The sequence below is a fragment of the Waltera acetigignens genome, assembly GCF_025567015.1.
Classification (GTDB): Bacteria; Bacillota; Clostridia; order Lachnospirales; family Lachnospiraceae; genus Acetatifactor; species Acetatifactor acetigignens.
In genome coordinates, this window is the sequence record NZ_JAOQJO010000005.1 from 90,881 (window position 1) to 112,332 (window position 21,452).

The window sequence follows — 21,452 nt, forward strand, 5'->3', positions numbered from 1 at the left end:
AAAAATGATATAATATGGGTGTCTGTAAAGTTATTTCAGAGAGGAGCGTACTTTATGTTTTTACTTTTAGCCGGCGGACTTTTGATCATCCTTTTGGCAGTAGTGATCGCCGTAGTATCCTCCGTGGTATCCGCAGTTGCGGCAGCTACCGACGATGCAGAAGACTGACATTCCGGACTTCGGACTGTCAGTTTTCTTCTCCCCGTTCGATTCTCGCCGCCAGGTCTTCTAAGTACATCCAGCGTTCCATTTTTTCTTCCAGCTGCTGTTCCACAGCCTCTTTTTCCTGTGTTAATTCATTGAGTTTCACAAAATCACTGGCATATTTTGAAAAATCTGCTTCCAAAGTTGCAATTTTATCCTCTAATGCTGCCATTTCGCCTTCAATGGATTCATAGTCTTTCTGTTCCTGGTAAGTGAATTTTAATTTGCGTTTCTGTCCGTTTTTCCAGTTTTTAGAAGTAGTTTCCTCATCGGCGTTCTTCGGCTGGGATGCTGCCGCCGTTCCTGTGCTCTCTGTGTTCCCCTCCGCAGCTTTCCTATTGGCATAATCTGTGTAACCGCCCTCATACTGCACCATGCGGGTATCCTCCAGGGCGAAGATCCTGCGAACAACACGATCCAGAAAATAACGGTCATGGGACACTACGATAACGATTCCCGGGAAGGTGTCCAGATAATCCTCCAGCACCTGCAATGTGGCAATATCCAGATCGTTGGTAGGCTCATCGAGAATCAGGACATTGGGTGCCCCCATCAGTACCTTGCATAATTGCAGTCTGCGCCGTTCTCCACCAGACAGTTTTCCCAGCTGTCCGTACTGGTCTTCTCCGGAAAACAGGAACCGCTCCAGCATTCTCGCTGCCGTGATCTGCCCGTCCTCCGTGGTGATATATTCTGCCACATCCCGGATATAATCAATGACTCTCTGCTCCGGATGCATCATGGTGTCGTCGATCTCCTGGGCATAATATCCCAGCTTCACGGTCTGCCCAATCTCAATATGTCCGCTGTCCGGAGCCACTTCACCCAGGATCATTTTCATCAGCGTGGTCTTACCACTGCCGTTAGGGCCGATAAATCCCACCCGGTCGTCCTTGCCGAACAGATAGGTAAAATCACGGATCAACACTTTATCGCCATAGCTTTTGGATACATTCTCGATCTCTACTGTGGTACGGCCCAGTCTGGATGCTGCGGAAGTCAGTTCCACTTTGCCGTCCGTCACGGGTCCCTTCACATTTTTCAATTCCTCAAAACGCTGTAATCTCGCCTTCTGCTTCGTAGAACGGGCTCTGGCACCACGCTGCACCCAGGCAAGTTCGTTCCGTAAAATGTTCAGACGCTTTTTTTCACTGGCCTGTGCCATCTCTTCCCGCTGCATTTTCAGTTCCAGATAGCCGGAATAGTTGGCATCATAAGAATAGATCTTCCCCTTGTCCAACTCCAGGATTCTGTCGGTAACGCTGTCCAGAAAATAGCGGTCGTGAGTAACCATGATCATGGCACCTTTTCTGCGGCGCAGCTGATCCTCCAGCCAGTCGGACATGGAATTGTCCAGATGGTTGGTAGGCTCATCCAATAATAAAATCTCTGCCGGAGACAACAGTACCGATACCAGTGCCAGGCGCTTGCGCTGCCCGCCGGACAGCTGCCCGCAGGGCTGATCAAATTCCGTAACGCCTAGCTTCGTCAGCATGCTTTTGGCATCCGTCTCAATGGTTCCGGCGTTTTCCTCCACGCGGATGCCCCGCAGCACTGCCTCCAGCACCGTCTCCTCCGGTGCAAACTCCGGATTCTGCGGCAGATAACGCACCAGACAGTGATTTGCCTTGATCACGGTGCCGTCATCGGCCTCCTCCAACCCGGCAATCATTTTTAACAAAGTAGATTTTCCTGTTCCGTTAATACCAATGATTCCAGCCTTTTCCCCTTCCTGCAGGAAAAAGGAGGCTCCATCAAAAATCTTGCGTACCCCATAACTTTTGCTAATATTATCAACAGTCAATATATTCATCTGTACTACCTCATATTTTCAGAATTAATTCTCTGGATGGCTTATCTAAACTTTTTTCTCAAAGAATCGTATCATTTTTCATGTGCTATGCTTTCTAAATGTAGTATACTATAAATAATCTATTTTAGGAAAGAAGGTTTTCGCATGAACTTAAAAGATGCTGCTGCGAATCTGAATCAAGCGCACCCGGAAGACATCCTTCATCCCCTCTATACTCCTTGGGGTGAAATGATGATGCGCTCCGGTTCCTATGACGATATCCTGTCGGAATATCCCCGTCCGCAAATGAAACGAACGGATTACCATACGCTGAACGGTCTCTGGGAATATGCTTTTGCGCCCGCAGATGGGAGTAGTTCTTCGGAAGATTCTGCGTATTTTACCGCTCAGGGTTCCATCCGGGTGCCTTTTTCGCCGGAAGCCCTGCTTTCCGGAGTTCACAGACGGCTGGAACCCACGGAGTACCTGTGGTACCACCGGGAACTTTCTTTTTCCACGGAAGAGCTTTCCCAAAAAGAGGAAAATATGCGTTGCATTCTGCATTTTGACGCGGTAGATCAGGAAGCAACCGTTTTTCTCGGCACAAAGAAGCTTGGCACTCACAGTGGCGGCTACCTTCCTTTTTCCTTAGACATCACAGAATATGTAAACGCAGATCCGGTATCCCTCTATGTAAAAGTCCGGGATCTGACCGACACCGGTTACGCCACCAGGGGAAAGCAGACCCTGAACCGCGGCGGCATGTTCTACACCGCCCAGAGCGGCATCTGGCAGAGTGTCTGGTACGAATGGGTTCCGAAAAACTATGTGATCAATTATAAGATCACCCCGGAGTACAACAAGGCTTCCGTAACCTTCGTTCTGTGTTCTCCGAAGCCGTTCAACCATCTGGAATTCCGGATAAGTGCCCCCTCCTGCGACGGAACCCTCGCACAGGAAAATACCGGTTCACTCACGCAGATGCGTGTACGTAAAATTTCTGAGCAACAGGATTCCTTTGGGCTCACGCATACCACGGTTGTGCTTTCTTTTCCCGCCAGCGTCACCTATTCTGCAACGGATCCTGCTGATGCACCGGAGCCGGTAAATTTCAAGTCTTGGAGCCCGGAACACCCCTGGCTGTATCCTTTTACCTTGAACGCCGATGAGGATACCGTGGATGGTTATTTTGCCATGCGATGTTTCTCAGTCGAAAAGGATTCCAAGGGAATTTTGCGGTTTTGTCTGAATCACAAGCCCTATTTTCTCCATGGGATCCTGGATCAGGGCTACTGGTCCGACGGGCTGATGACTGCTCCCTGCGATGAGGCTTTTGTCTATGATATCAGCCTCGCAAAAGGGCTGGGCTTCAATATGCTCCGGAAACATATCAAGCTCGAGTCTCTGCGCTGGTATTATCACTGCGATCGTCTGGGCATGATCGTATGGCAGGATATGGTCAGCGGCGGCTCTACCTATCATATGCCCTGGGTATGCTATATGCCCACACTGTTCCCCCACATGTCCGCCCACACGAAGGATAATCATTATGAGCTGTTCTCCCGTGGTTCGGAAGAAGGCCGGAAAAGCTGGGAACAGGAATGTCTTGACACCATAGATCATCTGTATAATGTCCCTTCCATCGCCGCATGGGTGCCCTTCAACGAAGGCTGGGGACAGTTCGATGCTGCCCGTATTGCGAAAATGGTGGCAAAAAAAGACCCCACCCGTCCGGTAGACCATGCCAGCGGCTGGTTCGACCAGAAAGGCGGGGATTTCCGCAGTATTCATAACTACTTCCGTCCGTTACAGGTAAAATTGGATGGAAAAAGGGCTTTCGTTATCTCGGAATATGGTGGCTACGCCTGTCACATCGACGGGCATTCCAGTGTGGACCGGGTCTACGGATATCAGAAATATGACACCCCGGAGGAGATGGCTGCTGCCTTGAAGCAGTTATTTTCCAGACAATTATTTCCTCTGATCTCAAAGGGCTTGAGCGGTGCGGTATATACGCAGCTCTCCGATGTGGAAGAAGAGGTGAACGGTCTGGTGACTTACGACCGGCGTATCGTCAAACTGCCTGTGGGACATCCGTTTGCGGCACCATCCTCTTTTGCAGCACCTTACTCACATGGAAATAAGCCGGAATAAGGAATGCATCCGCCATGATCCAGGCAATGGGACTGCCCAGGCATACCCCGGTGAAGCCGATGATTGGCACCAGTCCAAAGCCTGCCAGGGATCTGGCGATCATTTCGAAGACACCTGCTAAAATGGCGAATTTCGGGAAACCCATACCCTGGATCAGGAAACGGACAATGTTCACCAGTGCAAGCGGAATATAGAATGCCGTATTCCATAACAGGAAAGCACACACGTTGGCAATGATCTCTGCCTCGCCGCCGTCCACGAACAGCTGCGCCAGCGGACCGCCGAAAAATACTGCAATCAAAAATGCGATCACAGAGTATCCTGCCCCCAACAGTACACAGGATTTAAGTCCCTTGCCAAGACGGTCCAATTTACCGGCTCCCACGTTCTGTCCACCGTAGGTTGCCATAGTGGAACCCATGGCATCAAAAGGACAGGCTAAGAAGTTACCGATCTTGCCGCCTGCAGTCATGGCCGCAACTGCCGCAGAACCTAAGGTATTGGCTGCAGTCTGTAAGATTACGCTGCCAATGGCGGTAATGGAATACTGCAGCCCCATAGGAACTCCCATGCCGCACAACACCATCATCATATGTCCGTCCACTTTCCATTCTTCCCTGTGGATTCGCAGGATCTCGAATTTTTTCACCATATAGACCAGACATGCCACACCTGAGACTCCCTGGGAGATCACCGTTGCCCAGGCTGCCCCCGCCACGCCCATGTGCAGGGATATGATAAAATACAGATCCAGCACAATATTAATAATGGAAGACAGCACTAAGAATACCACAGGAGTCTTGCTGTCGCCGGTTGCACGGATCACACCTGCCACGATGTTGTACAGGAATACCGTGGGAATACCGATAAATATAATGAAAATATAGTTATACGCCCCATCAATGATGTTGGCGGGTGTCTTCATCCATACCAGAATGTCCCGGCACAGGATCGCCGTCACCACGGTCATGATGACGGAAAAGGCAAGTCCCAGCCAGGCACAGTTGGCCACATATTTGCGCATGCCCACATAATCTCCGGCACCGAATTTATGGGACACGGGGATGGCAAATCCATTGCAGACACCCATGCAGAAACCGATGACCAGGAAGTTGATGGAGCCGGTGGAACCCACTGCTGCCAGATCATCCACGCCTAAGAAACGTCCTACGATCATGGTATCTACCAGATTATAGAACTGCTGGAATAAAAATCCGAATAATAACGGCACAGCAAAGCTGATGATAAGTTTCATGGGGCTGCCTTTTGTCAGATCCTTTGTCATGATAATATCCTCTCCATTTTTCAAATCAACCGCAAGCACTGAATTTATCAGTGTTTCCTGTTATTTCTATCGTTGAGAGTATATACGCGGCGCTCCAAAAAAGCAATATCTTTTTTTGCACATTTTATGTTTTTTTGCTATACTCTTTTTGTCATTTTTTTACAAGCATTGTTATTATGAGAGGGGAATTGTCATGAACGAATTTTTGAAATATCTGAAAATGATACCTGTAATTATCTATCCTTATATTTATGTATTGATTCTTGCTGTCTTCTTCCTGTTTGTAGACGTACTGCCAGAGGATACCACGGATATCTCCCTGCTTGTCCTGCTTATCATCGCAGTCATCTATAACCTGTATTCCTTTGTCATCGTAATCGTCAATGCGGTACAGACCGCCAGGGGAAAATTGACTGCAGGGCAGGCTGCCCGGATGAACCTGATCATCAAAGGAATTCAGATTCCTGCTTATATCATGCACTTTATCCTGGGTTTCATCGGACTTGCCATGAGTGTCTGGGGCATCGGCTTTCTCCTGTGGGCAGTACTCATTGATCTTTTGACGATCCTGCTCACCGGCATCAGTTCCATCGGCTGCAGTATTCGCATGCGCAAAGAAAGGCTTGTCTCCCTGCCGGGTGCCATCTTCATGGGGATCGGATGTTTTATCTACTGTGCGGATGTGGCGATCGCCATTGTGTATGTTGTGAAAGCCCGGAAGAAATCTCCTGCTAAATAGAAAGTTAGTAAAGAAATGCTATCAAATCCCCGTAGCCCTTGGCAGGGTATAAGAAACGCGGCACGCTCGCGCTCTGTCGCAGAGCGTAGCGGTACATAAGCGGTCACAATACGACCGCAATGCGTCCCTTGGGACGCTATGGTACCGACGTCTGCTTACGGCACTGCTTATTCTTATACCCAGCCGGGGCTACTGGTTTTTTTGAAAGCTTTCCAAAACGCAGAACTCCCGGCGTATGCGGTGCCATGTCGAAGATGTTTGTCGGAGGATGTTGATATTTTCTAGAAAAGTGCTGAAAGGCAGGGGGAAAGCGGACACGATGTCCGCGTCAGCCGATTGTCGACATGGATGTCGACTGTAGGCGGCCCCGTCATGACGAGAACTACTCATCACTTTTCGTAGAAAATTCACATCCGGAGACCTTACATCGAGACATGTGTATCGCATGCTCCGGGAGTTCGTGGATTTTGCCAATGTATTTAACTAACTTTCCAGTTACTTAAGTTCTTTTTATGCGAAAGGATTCTCGGTCGGATACAGCATTCCCTTCGGCTGATTGAAATTCAGATCCTCTACAGGTACGCCGATGTATTTGAATACTTCGTACAGAGCCTTGCCGAAGTGTCCGAAAGCAACAGCACCGTGGTGAGGGAAGTTCTTCTCGATCAGTACGTGACGATAGAAACGTCCCATTTCGGGGATAGCGAAAATACCGATACCACCGAAGGATCTGGTAGCTACAGGAAGTACTTCACCCTGTGCAATATATGCGCGCAGCTTGTTGTCTGCGGTAGACTGCAGACGATAGAAGGTGATGTCTCCGGGAACGATATCTCCTTCCAGAGTACCCTGGGTCACCTCTTCGGGAAGGGTTCTTGCCATGATCATCTGGTACTTCATGTTGCAGGAGGTCAGCTTCTTGGAGTTGGTGTTACCGCAATGGAATCCCATGAAGGTGTCATTGTGGGTATAGTTGAATTTACCCTTGATGGACTCTTCGTACATATCATCGGGAACAGTGTTGTTGATATCCAGCAGAGTTACGGTATCTGCGCTGACGCAGGTTCCGATGAACTCACTTAAGCAGCCGTAAATATCTACTTCACAGGATACGGGGATGCCCATACCGGTGAGACGGCTGTTCACATAGCAGGGTACGAAACCAAACTGGGTCTGGAATGCAGGCCAGCACTTTCCGGCAATGGCTACATACTTACGATATCCTCTGTGAGCCTCGATCCAGTCTAACAGTGTCAATTCATACTGAGCCAGCTTAGGCAGTACTTCGGGCTTATGGTTGCCTGCCCCCAGTTCTGCTTCCATCTCTTTTACCTTAGCGGGGATTCTCTCGTCTCCATCATGCTTCTTGAAGGCTTCGAACAAATCCAGTTCGGAGTTCTCCTCGATCTCTACCCCCAGATTGTACAACTGCTTGATGGGTGCATTACAAGCTAAGAAGTTCAAAGGTCTGGGGCCGAAGGAAATGATCTTCAGATCACTTAAGCCCACAATAGCTCTTGCGATAGAAATGAACTCATGCAGCATATCTGCACATTCCGCTGCAGTTCCTACGGGATTCTCGGGGATATAAGCTTTTACATTACGAAGCTTTAAGTTGTAGCTTGCATTCAGCATACCGCAGTAAGCATCGCCTCTGCCGCCTACCAGATCATTCTGGGTCTCTTCTGCTGCTGCAATGAACATTGCAGGACCGTCAAAATGCTTTGCCAGTAAGGTCTCGGAAATCTCGGGGCCAAAGTTGCCCAGATATACGCACAGTGCATTACAACCTGCCTTCTTGATGTCTTCCAGAGCCTGTACCATATGGATCTCGCTCTCTACGATACATACCGGGCACTCATAGACACTGTCTGTTCCATACTTCTCAGTATAAGCCTTCATCAGAGCTTTTCTTCTGTTCACGGAAAGACTCTCGGGGAAACAGTCACGGCTGACAGCCACAACGCCAATTTTTACTTCGGGTAAATTACTCATTTTGTAATCCTCCTATTTTCGTTTTCTTTTTCTCTACACCATTTATTTTACCGCCGTCATACATCCATGCAGGGGATTCCGGCGTTCAAATCTTTTTATTCTGCCACCATTATTTGCTGACATCCAGATTCTCTCCAACAAGCCCGAGGAAGCTTCCCTCTGAAAGTCCACCCTCCGCATGGCCGATCAGCCATTTGTTCGTAGCGGCAAGCAACGCATCCTCGCTGGGTGCCTTGCCCTGCTCCACCTTCTGATGTGCTCCTTCTAACGGATAGTTAGTGCCCTGAGGTAACACGATGGCTACCTGGAATCCCTGTCCGTCTACTCCACAGGGAGCATAATGCAGAGAAGTTGCGAAGACCTCTACACCGGTTCCGGCCGGTACTAAAAATGCTTCCATCTTAGAAGTATCGTAGGTAAAATCTTCTGCCACATCCGCTAACAGCCCCAGGATCAGGATAGCATCCGTTGCTGCCACATTAATTTCGGAACTTCTGTGATATTCCACGGCATTCAGTTTGGAATTATGGCCATTGCAGTAACCGATCTGTACAGGCATTTCTCCGTATGTGATGGTCTCCAGTTCCTTTTTCACAGGTAATGCTTCCAAAGCATTGATCCCGGGCTCGTACACCACGCCGTCAGGAACCGGAGTCTTTTTCATTTCTTCCACCAGCTGTGTAAAATCCACATTGGTGATCACTCTGCCATACTTACGAAATGCAGGATCTTTTACAGATAAAATATGCATTCTACTCTACCAACCTTTCTCTATTATAGCTCAAACTTAAAATTACGAGGTTCATTTTATTATGTTGTTGTTTGATTTTTCTACGCGTTATTTAATGATCTCAAACAGCGGTCTGCATGCCGGATAGATCTGGCGGAATTTCTGATAGCGGTCTTCATATTTTGCCACCAGTTCCGGATCCGGTTCTACCGTTCCGGTGACTTTGACGAACTTCTCCGCGATCTCCTCCACACTTGCATATTCCCCACAGGCTACTGCCGCCAGCATGGCACCGCCCATGGCCGGTCCTTCTTCGCTTTCTATCACATCCACCTTCAGATTCAGGATATTGGCGATCATCTTCTTCCACAACGGGCTCTTGGCTCCGCCACCGCAGATCTTGGTCCGCTCCAGATGGATTCCCAGAGATTTTGCCACCTCCAGTGAATCACGCAGTGCAAATGCCACGCCTTCCAGTACCGCCTGCGTCATATCGGCTCTGGTGGTATCCATGGTCATTCCGATAAAAGTTCCTCTGGCATTGGGATCATTATGGGGAGAACGCTCGCCCATGAGATACGGCAGGAAGTAGACATGATTTTCTCCCAGCTTCTCAATCTGCGCCTGTTCTGCGGCATAATTCTTCGTTCCGATGATCTCATCCATCCACCATTTATTACAGGAAGCGGCACTCAGCATGCAGCCCATGAGATGGTAATGTCCGTCTGCGTGGGCAAAGGAATGCAGGGCATTGTGCTGATCTACTCCGAAATGATTGGAGGAAATAAAGATTGTTCCACTGGTACCCAGGGAAATATTACACATATTGTCTCCTACAGTTCCGGTACCTACAGCGGCGGCCGCATTATCCCCGGCTCCCGCCGCTACCACAACATTTGCGGGAATCCCCAGTTCGTCTGCCACCTCCGGCAATACGCAGCCCACCTTTTCATAACTCTCATAACAAGTGGCCAACTGCTCTTCTCTCACTCCGCAGATCTCACACATTTCCTTCGACCAGCAACGGTTCTTCACATCAAACAATAACATTCCGGAAGCATCTGATACATCCGTACAATGTACGCCGGTCAGACGATAAGCTATGTAATCCTTCGGCAACATGATCTTTTTGATCCGTGCGAAGTTCTCTGGCTCATTCTTTTTCACCCAGAGGATCTTCGGCGCGGTAAATCCGGTGAAAGAAATATTCGCAGTGTACTCAGACAACTTCTCTTTGCCGATCACATTATTCAGATAATCGCATTCCTCTGTGGTTCTGCCATCGTTCCAGAGGATGGCAGGGCGGATCACCTGATCCTTCTCATCCAGAATGACCAGTCCATGCATCTGTCCTCCGAAGCTGATGCCTGCCACCTGGCTCTTGTCCGCATCTTTCAAAAGCTCCCGGATGCCCTCCATAGTCTGTTCATACCAGTCCTCCGGCTTCTGTTCCGACCAGCCGGGATGTGGGAAATACAAAGGGTATTCCCGGGATACAATATTCCGGATGTTCCCTTCACTGTCCATTAAAAGCAGTTTTACCGCCGAAGTGCCCAGATCGATTCCAATATATAGCATGAATCTTCCTCCTACGTTTGTGTTGTGATCCATTTTCGTTCCTTTTCGTGCCCGTGCACGTTATAGTCTTATCATAACTGTTGTGAAAAAATTTTTCAAGTAGAAGTTTTTATGTTTTCAGTATTTTTTCACTAAAAAGTGAAGATGGAATTTCATCATTCATCATCCATTCAGCGTGCCCGGACAAATTCTGCACTTTCGTTGACGTCCCTCTGGAAATATGATACCTTTATAACCAGATACTTGGAACAGATATTACGGAAAGGCATGAGTATTCTATGGCAACCATCAAAGAAATCGCCGCATTGGCCGGAGTATCCCGCGGCACTGTGGATCGCGTCTTAAACGATCGCGGCGCAGTAAACCCGGAGACCGCCGAAAAGATCAGAAAAATTGCAAAAGAGCTGGACTATAAACCCAACCGCGCCGGTCTCGTTCTGGCAGCGCAGAAAAAGCGGCTGAAGCTGGGTGTCATTCTATTTTCCACCGGGAATCCTTTTTTTCAGGATGTTCTGGCCGGAATCAATGAAAAGGCGGAAGAGCTGGCAGGTTACAACTGTACCGTGATCACCAAACAGATTTCTTTCGGTGTGGAGGCCCAGTTACAGGCAGTCAAAGAGCTTCTTGCAGAAGAAGTGAGCGGCATTGCCATGACCCCTTACAACGACGAACGGATCCGCGACTGCATCAATACTTTATACGAGCAGGGGATTCCCGTGGTCACGCTGAATACAGACATTGAAAATTCCAGACGTATCGCTTATGTCGGCAGCAACTACACCCGCAGTGGTGCCACCGCCGCCGGTCTTCTGCAATTGATGACCTCCGGCACGGTAAACGTGGGTATTGTCACAGGTTCCTCCAACATTCTCTGTCACACAGAGCGCATTGCGGGATTTCTGAAGACATTAGAACCTTTCTCTGACCGGATCCGCGTCGTGGATACCGTGGAGATCCACGATGACGAAGTGGAAAGCTACGAAAAGACAACGACACTTCTGTCAAAGCACCCGGAGATCAATGCACTGTTCTTCGCCGCCGGCGGTGTCTACGGAGGCTGCCGCAGTGTAGAGGCTCTGGGTAAAAAAAAGGCGATCCGGATCATCGCTTTTGATCTGGTCCCCACCACACGCCAAATGCTGGAAAATGACACCATTGCCGCCACCATCTGCCAACAGCCGAAAATTCAGGGAAGCAACCCTCTTTCCCTGCTGTTTGCCTATCTGACGACCGGCGAAAATCCGGAAAAAGAATACAATTATGTAGCGGTAGATATCCGGATCAAAGAAAATATCTAAATAATTCTTCCGACACTCTTGTCATTCACAACATATAGTACTATAATATACATATTATCTACGAAATGTTGTTTTGAGGGGTACAAAAGCGGGGGAGTCTTTGATCCATGAATTTATCTGATCTGAAAAGAAATGCATATATGTTGCGGGGTTCCGATGCAAAACGTGGCTACATGCGCTGGTGGCATTCCTTCCAGGGCATTTGTCCCACGACGCAGGAAACCCGCACTTTTTTTGTAGAATACAGCATTTTAAATCCGGCTCTCGGTACTTCCCAGCCTATTTTAGGTCAGCATCCCTACTATAAACGTCATGGTCTGAAACCATCTTATCTCTGCATAAAAGCCGGTGTATTCCCTGAGCCGGGAGATAGCGGGCTCCAGCTTCGGGCATATTATCCCCTGACCTCTCTGCAGGTGGCCCAGGATCCCTTTTACATGCAGTTTGAGGATTGTGTCTACAGCGAAAACCGGATCAGTGGTTCGATTGATATCTCCGATGAGGTTGCAAGACATCGCTCTCTTATGACCGATGCGGGCAGTTTTATCTGGGATCTGGAAGTGCATAAGGCGGTTGCCTGTCATACCGGCTATATTGCCAATGCTTTTTTTACCGCGGTTCATGCCCTGGAAAGTTTCTGGCATGGGGAAGGTATCCGTACCTTTTTCCGTGGGACCGTCATTTTGAACGGTGTCACCTACGAGGTAGCTCCCGAGACATCCTACGGCTATGCGGACAAACATTGGGGCCGCAGTTACAACCAGCCCTGGCTGCAATTTGCTTCCGGCCACCTGATCAGTGAGAAAACCGGGCGGGAATTGAAGCATTCGGCTCTGGCCATCGACGGCTGTTGTCCGAAATTTCTCTTTTTCCCCATGCGACGCAGGATTCTGATGCAGCTGACCTATACCGGGGAAGATTTCGAGTATCATTTTGGCAGACCTCTTACACTGTCCCGCTGCAAGTGGAAAGTGAAAGAGACCAACAAACGTTTTATCTGGCATTTCAAAGCCCAGAACCGCACTTCCGTTGTACGGATCTCCGGAAGCTGCAGCAAAGAGCAGATGATGCCGTTACTCTATGAAAGTCCTGACGGAAAAGTATCCGACATTCCTCTCTGGGAAGGCGGCAATGCAACAGGCACCATAGAACTATACCGGAGAATCGGCGGTTCCCTGGAATTGATCGATCGTCTGCAATTTGAAAACGGATTATGTGCTTATCAGCGTTCCTGATTTTCGTCCGGGGAATAAAAGATAACTGCAATTTAAAAAGCTGTTGCCACAGATCACTCTGTTGACAACAGCTTTTGTTGTTTATCCCTATGCAGCTTAGATTGCCTCTTCCGGCTCCTCCAATGCTTTTTCGTAACTCTCCAGGATCACCCTTTGCAAATTCTCTCTGGTGGAAGAATTGATGGGATGTGCGATATCCCTGTATTCCCCGTCCGTTGCCTTCTTGCTCGGCATTGCAATGAACAATCCCTTTTCACCTTCGATCACCTTGATATCATGTACGACGAATTCATCATCCAGTGTAATGGATACGATAGCTTTCATCTTGCCTTCCTTGGTGATCTTACGAACACGTACATCTGTAATCTGCATTTGCTAACCCCCTTGGTGTTATCGTGATCCCTACGCATTTCTCCGCCCTGCAGGCTCTCGAAACGCTACAGATATTCGTATTCCGGGCTATCGCCCTACTTACTCATATCTGTTAGATTCCCTAATGACCACATTGCCCTGCCTGCAAGCAGTCTCGCAATGTAGTCATTGAGAATCCGGATCACTTAGATCACGTATCGTTCATTCCTCTCAACTACGATCTTAACTTCGCCTTCTCCCACAAAGTACGAATTTGCACGGATCGTGTCACGGCTCTCTACAATACAGTTTTCAATATGCGTGTTATCTCCAATATACACATCATTGAGGATAATGGAATTCTTGATCACACAATTATTGCCGATATAGCTCTTCTTAAAGATCACGGAATTCTCTACCACACCGTTGACGATACATCCACTGGATACCAGGCTGTTACGCACCTGGGAACCGGGATTATATTTTGCGGGAGGCAGGTCATCCACCTTGGAATATACGTCCGGATACTGCTTGAAGAAATAGTTTCTCACATCTGCTTTCAAGAAGTCCATATTGGTGCTGTAGTAATCATCCACAGATGCGATATTTCTCCAGTAATCCTTGATCTTGTATCCATAGATTCTCTTCAGATCCTTGTAACGGATCAGGATATCTCTTACGAAATCGTAGCGGTCTTCCTCAGCACACTTCTCGATCATCTCGATCAGCAGTCTGCGTCGAACCACATAAATACCACAGGAAATGGTATTGGTCTTCGCCTGTAAGGGCTTCTCCTCGAACTCTTCGATACGACTTTCCTCGTTCATGCGAATCGTACCGAAACGCTCTACATTCGTACCAGCTTCCATATCGCGGCAGACTACAGTGATATCTGCTTTTTTCTCGATATGGTATTCCAGCACCTTATTATAATCCAGCTTGTATACACAGTCGCCGGATGCGATAACTACATAAGGCTCATGGCTGTCCTTCAAAAACTGCAGATTCTGGTAAATTGCATCTGCGGTTCCTCTGTACCAGTTGCTGTTCTCTGCTGTTACAGCGGGAGTGAATACATATAATCCACCCTGTTTACGTCCGAAATCCCACCATTTGGAAGAATTCAGATGCTCGTTCAGACTTCTTGCATTGTATTGGGTAAACACTGCCACCTTCTGAATATGAGAGTTGGTCATATTACTCAGTGTAAAGTCAATACTGCGGTAGCTGCCTGCAATCGGCATCGCACATATAGCTCTCTTCTGGGAAAGTTCCCGCATCCTGTGATTGTTACCGCCTGCTAAAATAATTCCAATCGCTCTCACTGCTATTCACCTGCCTTAATTAATGTTTTGCCGCTTGCGAGCTGGGAATCCTCATAATCTGCAGCAGCTGTCACTCCGGATATCACTGAGTTTTTGCCTACGCTGATACCGTCAGGAATCACGCTCTTCTCACCGATGGTTACAAGTCCGTGGTTGTAAATATGAGGTGCCGTATCGTTCTCTGCTTCTTCACCGACACCTAATTTTACCTGATTACCTACCACAACATTCTCTGCGATAATCGCCTTGTTGATCTCACATTCTTCACCGATCTGGGTCTGGTTCATGATAATGGAATCCCGGATCACGGTTCCCTTACCGATCGTAACACCACAACCGATGACGGAATTATATACTTCTCCATAGACCTCGGAGCCTTCACCGATGATACTGCGCTCTACCACACTGTCGGCAGCAATATAATCAGGGGGCTGGATCTCGCTCTTGGTATAGATCTTCCAGTATTCCTCATACAGGTTGAATTCCGGTACGATATCGATCAGTTCCATGTTGGCTTCCCAATAGGAACTCAAAGTACCTACATCCTTCCAATAACCGGTGAACTCATACGCATACAGCGGAGCCCCCTTTTCATGGCAGTAAGGAATGACATGCTTACCAAAATCCAGTGCCGGCTGATCTGCCATAGCGATCAGTGCTTCCTTCAATGTCTTCCAGTTAAATATGTAAATACCCATACTTGCAAGATTGCTTCTGGGATGTTCCGGCTTCTCTTCAAATTCGGTGATGCGATGGTTCTCATCTGCGATCATGATACCGAAACGGCTGGCCTCCTCCATGGGAACAGGCATTACCGCAATAGTAACTTCTGCATTGTTGGCCTTGTGGAAATCCAACATCACTTCATAATCCATCTTATAAATATGATCTCCGGAAAGGATCAGCACATACTCTGGATTATAGCTCTCCATATACTCCAGGTTCTGATAGATCGCATTCGCAGTACCGGTATACCATTCACTGTTGGTACTCTTCTCATAGGGAGGCAGCACGGTCACTCCTCCGATATTACGATCCAGATCCCAGGGAATACCGATTCCGATATGGGTATTCAGTCTGAGGGGCTGGTACTGTGTCAGTACGCCTACCGTATCCACTCCCGAATTAATACAATTAGAAAGGGGAAAATCGATAATGCGGTACTTGCCTCCAAATGCAACGGCAGGTTTAGCAACCTTGGATGTCAAAACACCCAGACGGCTTCCCTGTCCTCCAGCCAATAGCATGGCTATCATTTCTTTCTTAATCATATCCTCACCTCTATCTAGCCTTCCACCTGTTGTAATAAATAGTCGCTTGCGGCTATTATCCGATGTATCCATCTGTCTCGAAAAAGTGCCTGCTCTTTCCTTCGGATGTGATAATCTGATTATAACACATTGCCAAAGGAAAGTGAATATTTATTACTAGGTTTTTTTGTCATTTTACGATTTTCATATCCATTTTTTACATAATTAGCTTATCTTTTGTAAGCTTTTTGTCAATTTATGCCAATCCCGTCTGGATTGGTTTTGCAAAAAATAGTAAACTTACACATTTTTTCAAAATCGTACCTATGGATTGTTTTTTTTCGTTCCTATGTATATAATGTTAATAATAAGGTAACTGCTCTGAATAGTTACATAATAAGCAATGCAACTACACTATATTAAGGAAGTGCCAATATGTATCAGATAGACTTTAATCACCCCTCGTCCATTTATTTTGTAGGTATCGGCGGTATCAGCATGAGCGGTCTCGCAGAGATTCTGAAGGATGCCGGCTTCCGTGTGTCCGGTTCCGACCGTTCCAAAAGCCCCCTCACCGAAACTCTGGAAAGAAAGGGGATCAATGTATTTTATGGACAACGTGCCGGGAATATTACCGATGATATCGATTGTGTCGTATTTACCAGCGCGATTCACAAAGACAATCCCGAATATGTCGCTACTATGGAAAAAGGGATCCCGCATCTCACCAGAGCGCAGCTTTTAGGAGAGATCATGCAGAATTACAAGACCCCTATTGCCATCAGCGGTACTCACGGCAAGACCACCACGACCTCCATGGTCAGTGAGATTCTGCTGCATGCCGGTACGGATCCCACTCTGTCCATCGGCGGAATGTTAAAAAGCATCGGTGGCAACATCCGTGTCGGCAGTACCGATCTGTTCGTTACAGAAGCCTGCGAATACACCAACAGCTTCTTAAGCTTTTTCCCCAGGATCGGTATGATCCTGAATATCGAAGAAGATCACCTGGACTTTTTCAAGGATCTGGAGGATATCCGGAATTCCTTCCATAAATTTGCAAAGCTTCTGCCCGCTGACGGCTGTCTGATCATCAACGGTGCCATTGACAGATTACAGGAGATCACAGGAGATCTGGACTGTCGCGTGATCACTTTTAATAAAGAAGCGGTCAACAGTGACGGGTCCGCTGCCGATTATTATCCCTCGGATATTACTTTTGACGAGTTCGGTCATCCTTCCTTTACTCTTCACCGGCATGGAGAAGTGTCCGGCAGTTTTTCTCTGCAGGTTCCCGGAGAGCATAACGTATGCAATGCCATTGCTTCCATTGCCCTGGCCGATTTGCTGAAGATCGATCGCGAGGTTACCGCTTCTGCCCTGCACGGTTTCACCGGTACAGACCGCAGATTCGAATACAAGGGCACCATCGGCGGTGTCACCATTGTGGATGATTATGCACATCATCCCACCGAGATTGCAGCCACCCTGCATGCGGCAGCGAATTATCCCCACAAGACCCTCTGGTGTGTCTTCCAGCCACATACTTACACCAGAACCAAGGCATTCATGAAAGATTTTGCCAAAGCCTTAAGTCTGGCAGACAAAGTCGTCCTGGCAGATATTTATGCTGCCCGTGAGACCGATACCCTGGGAATCAGTTCTGAGACGCTCCAGACAGAGATCCGGGCACTGGGCCATGAATGTTACTATTTTCCTTCTTTTGATGAGATTGAAAACTTTTTATTAGAAAATTGCATAAACGGTGACCTGTTGATAACTATGGGTGCCGGAGATGTAGTAAAAATCGGTGAAAACCTGCTTGGCAAATAGTTGTCCACATTATCCACAGGAAACACCGGGGATTATCCCCGTTTTCCCTGTGGATATTTTGTTGTTTTCCTGTGGATAATTTTCTGTCGGATTTTGGCGATAATCTGCCGATATATAGGGTTTTCTCGATACACCGTCTTTTGGCATCCACAATATCCACCGTTTCCACATTTTTATCCAGGAGTCCGAAAGTCCAGTGTTTACAAGGTTTTCCGGCAAATTGACTATTTCTTTTTCACAGGTCTTATGCTATACTTGGTCTTACTTTGAAAAAGGAACGATTTGTGAAAGAAGGTATTGTGTGTTATGGCACGGATAGCACTCTATAAAGATAATTATGCAGATTCTACGGTAGTATCCAATCTGTTTATTGATGAATATATGAAAGATGCCAACGACGCACAGCTGAAGGTCTATTTCTATCTGCTGCGCATGCTGAATGCGGAACAGGCTATCAGTGTGTCCGGAATTGCGGACAAGTTCAACCACACGGAAAAGGATGTGATCCGTGCACTGAAATACTGGGAAAAGCAGCAGATCCTGGATCTGGACTTCGATGATAATAAAACACTGGTAGGGATTCATCTTCGTGATCTGAGCACGCAGGCTGCTCCTGCCCCCCAGCATAATGTCCTGCTGACCTCCGGTCCTTCGCAGATGCAGAATACTCCCGCCGGAGTCTCTGTGATTCCTGCCGCTGCTATTCCGCAGGTTTCGGCTGCAGTTGTACCGACAACACCCCAGGAAACTGTCAACCCTTACGCAAAGCCGGCTTATTCTCTGGATCAGTTACGGGAATTCAAGGAACGGGAAGAGACCTCCCAGCTTCTCTTTATTGCAGAAGCTTATATTGGCAAGCCTCTGACTCCTTCCGAGATCAAGACGATCCTGTTTTTCACCGATGTACTGCATTTTTCAGAGGATCTGATCGATTATCTGCTACAGTACTGTGTGGAGCGCGGCAAGAAAGATTTCAAATACATAGAAAAAGTTGCTGTCAACTGGGCGGAAGAAGGAATCACCACCCCGAAGCAGGCGCAGAAATTCTCCACCCGCTACGACAGAAGCGTATATTCCATTATGAACAGCTTAGGACGCAGTACCTCTCCCACAGCGAAAGAACTGGAATTCATCAACCGTTGGACCAGAGATTACGGTTTCAGCACAGATATTATACTGGAAGCCTGTGAGCGCAGCTCTCTGGCTACGGACAAGCATCGCTTTGAATATGCGGAAGGAATCCTGAACAGCTGGAGACAGGCTAATGTACGCCACAAGGCCGATATTCAGCAGATGGATGACTCTTTCCAGAAGAAAAAGACTGCGAAGCCCGCTTCTTCCGGGTCCTCCAACCGCTTTACACAGTTTACCCAGAACAGCTACGATTTCGCCGCTCTGGAAAAGGAAATTTTAAGTAACTAATATTCAGATATTGAACAACCAGCAATGAGCAGATAAGGGGAACCGACCGTGTCACTGACTAACGCACAATACAATTCTATTATGAAGGGCTATGAGCAGACCAGAGACCGCAACCGTCACCTGGCAGAGCAGCGCCGCCGGGAAATTTATACAAAGCTTCCGGAATACGGAAGACTGGATGAGTCTGTCGGTGAACTTTCCGTGGCGCAGGCAAAGCTTTTATTGAACGGTGATGACGAGGCGCTTACCAGACTGCGTTCTTCTCTAAAGGAAATCTCCCGTCAGAAAAGAGAATTGCTCACGTCCGCCGGATACCCAGCAGACTATCTGGAACCCGTCTATGACTGCCCCGATTGCAAAGATACAGGTTATATTGACAGTGAAGATGGTCTTCGCAAAAAATGTCACTGTTTTCACCAGCAGGAACTGGATATTCTCTATGAGCAGTCCCATATCCGGGATATGATCGCTTCTGAGAATTTTTCCAACCTTTCTTACGAATACTATCAGGGCGATGATCTTACGCATTTCCGAAAATGCGTGGATGTCTGTCGCAATTTTGTACAAAACTTCAAACAAGACTACCACAATTTATTCTTTTATGGTACAGTAGGTACTGGCAAAAGCTTTTTGTCGGGATGTATCGCCAGTGAATTATTGCAAACCGGTCATTCCGTGATCTATTTCAGTGCTTCCGGGCTGTTTGATACTCTTGCCCGTTATGCCTTCGACAGCAGGGCAAAAGAAGCTCTCTCCGGATTCTACGAGGATCTGTATAACTGCGATCTGCTGATCATTGATGACCTCGGCACAGAGATGACCAATACTTTTGTAGCCTCCCAGCTGTTCTCCTGTCTGAATGAGAGACATCTGCGGAAAAACGCTACGATCATCTCCACAAATTTGAGTCTGGAGGAACTGCGCGACCGGTATTCAGACCGGGTATTTTCCCGTATCACCAGTCATTACGATCTGTGTAAGCTGACCGGCCCCGATATTCGTATGTGCAAAAAGCGTATGCAGAATACATCTGACAATTAATCATTTGTTTGTAACAGAACAGTATACAGAATCAGAAAGTGAGGATCACCCCAATGGCGAATCGTGAAGAAAAAAGAAATCTGGAGACTATCCCCGTCGGCTCTCTGGGCATTATTTCCCTGCCCGGCTGCAAGCCTTTAGGTGAGAAGGTAGACCAGTATCTTGTAAAATGGAGAGCAGAGAGAGAAAGCGAACACAAAGAGTCTCTGGCATTTGCAGGCTATCAGAGAGAATCCTATCTTCTGGATGCCAAAGTACCCCGTTTCGGTTCCGGTGAGGCAAAGGGACAGATTCTGGAATCCGTCCGCGGTACTGATCTCTATCTGTTAGTAGATGTCCTGAACTACTCCATGACCTATTCCCTGTGTGGCAACGAGAACCATATGTCTCCCGATGATCACTATCAGGATCTGAAGCGTATCATCGCAGCTGTCGGCGGTAAGGCCCGTCGTATCACTGTGATCATGCCCTTCCTGTATGAGAGCCGTCAGCACAAGAGAACTTCCCGCGAGTCTCTGGACTGTGCACTGGCACTGCAGGAGCTGGTAAGCATGGGTGTAGACAACATTATCACTTTCGATGCACATGATCCCCGTGTACAGAATGCCATTCCTCTGCACGGCTTTGAGACCGTACAGCCTGCATATCAGTTTATCAAAGGTCTGTTACGCAATGTAAAAGATCTGCAGCTGGATTCCAGCCACATGATGGTCATCAGCCCGGATGAAGGTGGTATGGGACGTGCCATCTACATTGCCAACGTTCTCGGTCTGGATATGGGTATGTTCTACAAGAGAAGAGATTACACCCGCATCGTCAACGGTCGTAACCCCATCGTAGCTCATGAATTCCTGGGTACCAGCGTAGAGGGCAAGGATATGATCATTATCGATGATATGATCTCCTCCGGTGAAAGCATGTTGGAAGTTGCCGCTGCTCTGAAGGAGCGTAAAGCCAACAAGATCTTCGTCTTCTCCACCTTCGGCCTCTTCACCAACGGTCTGGACAAGTTCGACAAGGCTTATGAGAACGGCATCATCGATAAGGTACTGACCACCAACCTCATCTACCAGACTCCGGAATTACTTCAGAGAGAATGGTACATCAACTGTGATATGAGTAAGTACATTGCTTACATCATTGATACTTTGAACCACGATTCTTCCATCAGCGATCTGTTGAATCCAAATGAGAGAATTCAGAATATCGTTGCAAAATAT

16 protein-coding genes are annotated in these 21,452 nt (G+C 47.7%); 8 read left to right on the plus strand and 8 right to left on the minus strand.

Going from position 1 to position 21,452, the window contains the following annotated elements; genetic code table 11:
* Positions 1-187: 187 nt before the first annotated feature.
* Positions 188-2,017: an ABC-F family ATP-binding cassette domain-containing protein gene (locus OCV96_RS06920; RefSeq protein ID WP_262594004.1), complete on the minus strand. Its 1,830-nt coding sequence runs from the start codon at positions 2,015-2,017 to the stop codon at positions 188-190.
* Positions 2,018-2,161: 144 nt separating this feature from the next.
* Here OCV96_RS06920 and OCV96_RS06925 point away from each other — a divergent pair, with 144 nt between their 5' ends.
* Positions 2,162-4,150, plus strand: coding sequence for a glycoside hydrolase family 2 protein (locus OCV96_RS06925; RefSeq protein ID WP_227062791.1), 1,989 nt, complete (start codon positions 2,162-2,164; stop codon positions 4,148-4,150).
* Here OCV96_RS06925 and OCV96_RS06930 read toward each other — a convergent pair.
* Positions 4,071-5,435: an MATE family efflux transporter gene (locus OCV96_RS06930; RefSeq protein ID WP_227062792.1), complete on the minus strand. Its 1,365-nt coding sequence runs from the start codon at positions 5,433-5,435 to the stop codon at positions 4,071-4,073. The genes OCV96_RS06925 and OCV96_RS06930 overlap by 80 nt on opposite strands.
* Positions 5,436-5,628: 193 nt before the next feature.
* Between OCV96_RS06930 and OCV96_RS06935 the strand changes: the two genes are divergently transcribed.
* Positions 5,629-6,174 (plus strand): hypothetical protein, encoded by a 546-nt coding sequence (locus OCV96_RS06935; RefSeq protein WP_227062793.1) that lies wholly within the window; start codon positions 5,629-5,631, stop codon positions 6,172-6,174.
* 510 nt (positions 6,175-6,684) lie between these two features.
* On the opposite strand, the gene OCV96_RS06940 is transcribed toward OCV96_RS06935, so the two are convergent.
* From OCV96_RS06940 to xylB, 3 genes are all read right to left on the minus strand, one after another.
* Positions 6,685-8,169, minus strand: coding sequence for an L-fucose/L-arabinose isomerase family protein (locus tag OCV96_RS06940; RefSeq protein WP_117467483.1), 1,485 nt, complete (start codon positions 8,167-8,169; stop codon positions 6,685-6,687).
* Between the two features lie 109 nt (positions 8,170-8,278).
* Positions 8,279-8,920 (minus strand): DUF4867 family protein, encoded by a 642-nt coding sequence (locus OCV96_RS06945; protein ID WP_227064755.1) that lies wholly within the window; start codon positions 8,918-8,920, stop codon positions 8,279-8,281.
* A gap of 87 nt (positions 8,921-9,007) precedes the next feature.
* The gene (xylB, locus tag OCV96_RS06950) at positions 9,008-10,477 is read right to left on the minus strand and encodes a xylulokinase (RefSeq protein WP_227064754.1); all 1,470 of its coding nucleotides are present in this window, start codon (positions 10,475-10,477) and stop codon (positions 9,008-9,010) included.
* A 278-nt stretch (positions 10,478-10,755) separates the two neighbouring features.
* On the opposite strand from xylB, the gene OCV96_RS06955 reads away from it, so the two are divergent.
* Positions 10,756-11,775 (plus strand): LacI family DNA-binding transcriptional regulator, encoded by a 1,020-nt coding sequence (locus OCV96_RS06955; protein ID WP_227064753.1) that lies wholly within the window; start codon positions 10,756-10,758, stop codon positions 11,773-11,775.
* Positions 11,776-11,882: 107 nt separating this feature from the next.
* Positions 11,883-13,010 (plus strand): hypothetical protein, encoded by a 1,128-nt coding sequence (locus OCV96_RS06960; protein ID WP_262594006.1) that lies wholly within the window; start codon positions 11,883-11,885, stop codon positions 13,008-13,010.
* A gap of 96 nt (positions 13,011-13,106) precedes the next feature.
* Here OCV96_RS06960 and spoVG read toward each other — a convergent pair whose 3' ends face one another.
* The 3 genes from spoVG to OCV96_RS06975 form a co-directional block, all read right to left on the minus strand.
* Positions 13,107-13,382 (minus strand): septation regulator SpoVG, encoded by a 276-nt coding sequence (gene spoVG, locus OCV96_RS06965; protein ID WP_022312401.1) that lies wholly within the window; start codon positions 13,380-13,382, stop codon positions 13,107-13,109.
* A gap of 185 nt (positions 13,383-13,567) precedes the next feature.
* The gene (gene glgD, locus OCV96_RS06970) at positions 13,568-14,686 is read right to left on the minus strand and encodes a glucose-1-phosphate adenylyltransferase subunit GlgD (protein WP_022312400.1); all 1,119 of its coding nucleotides are present in this window, start codon (positions 14,684-14,686) and stop codon (positions 13,568-13,570) included.
* Positions 14,687-14,688: 2 nt separating this feature from the next.
* On the minus strand, positions 14,689-15,957 hold the full coding sequence (locus OCV96_RS06975; RefSeq protein ID WP_262594007.1) for a glucose-1-phosphate adenylyltransferase: 1,269 nt from the start codon (positions 15,955-15,957) through the stop codon (positions 14,689-14,691).
* A gap of 414 nt (positions 15,958-16,371) precedes the next feature.
* Here OCV96_RS06975 and murC point away from each other — a divergent pair, with 414 nt between their 5' ends.
* From murC to OCV96_RS06995, 4 genes are all read left to right on the plus strand, one after another.
* A complete protein-coding gene (gene murC, locus OCV96_RS06980; RefSeq protein WP_022312398.1) occupies positions 16,372-17,769 on the plus strand; it encodes a UDP-N-acetylmuramate--L-alanine ligase in 1,398 nt (465 codons plus the stop codon).
* A gap of 306 nt (positions 17,770-18,075) precedes the next feature.
* The gene (locus OCV96_RS06985; RefSeq protein ID WP_119623994.1) at positions 18,076-19,191 is read left to right on the plus strand and encodes a DnaD domain protein; all 1,116 of its coding nucleotides are present in this window, start codon (positions 18,076-18,078) and stop codon (positions 19,189-19,191) included.
* 48 nt (positions 19,192-19,239) lie between these two features.
* Positions 19,240-20,232, plus strand: coding sequence for an ATP-binding protein (locus OCV96_RS06990; protein ID WP_117467500.1), 993 nt, complete (start codon positions 19,240-19,242; stop codon positions 20,230-20,232).
* A 53-nt stretch (positions 20,233-20,285) separates the two neighbouring features.
* Positions 20,286-21,452 (plus strand): ribose-phosphate pyrophosphokinase (locus OCV96_RS06995; protein ID WP_262594008.1); only part of this gene is annotated, 1,167 nt, incomplete at its 3' end.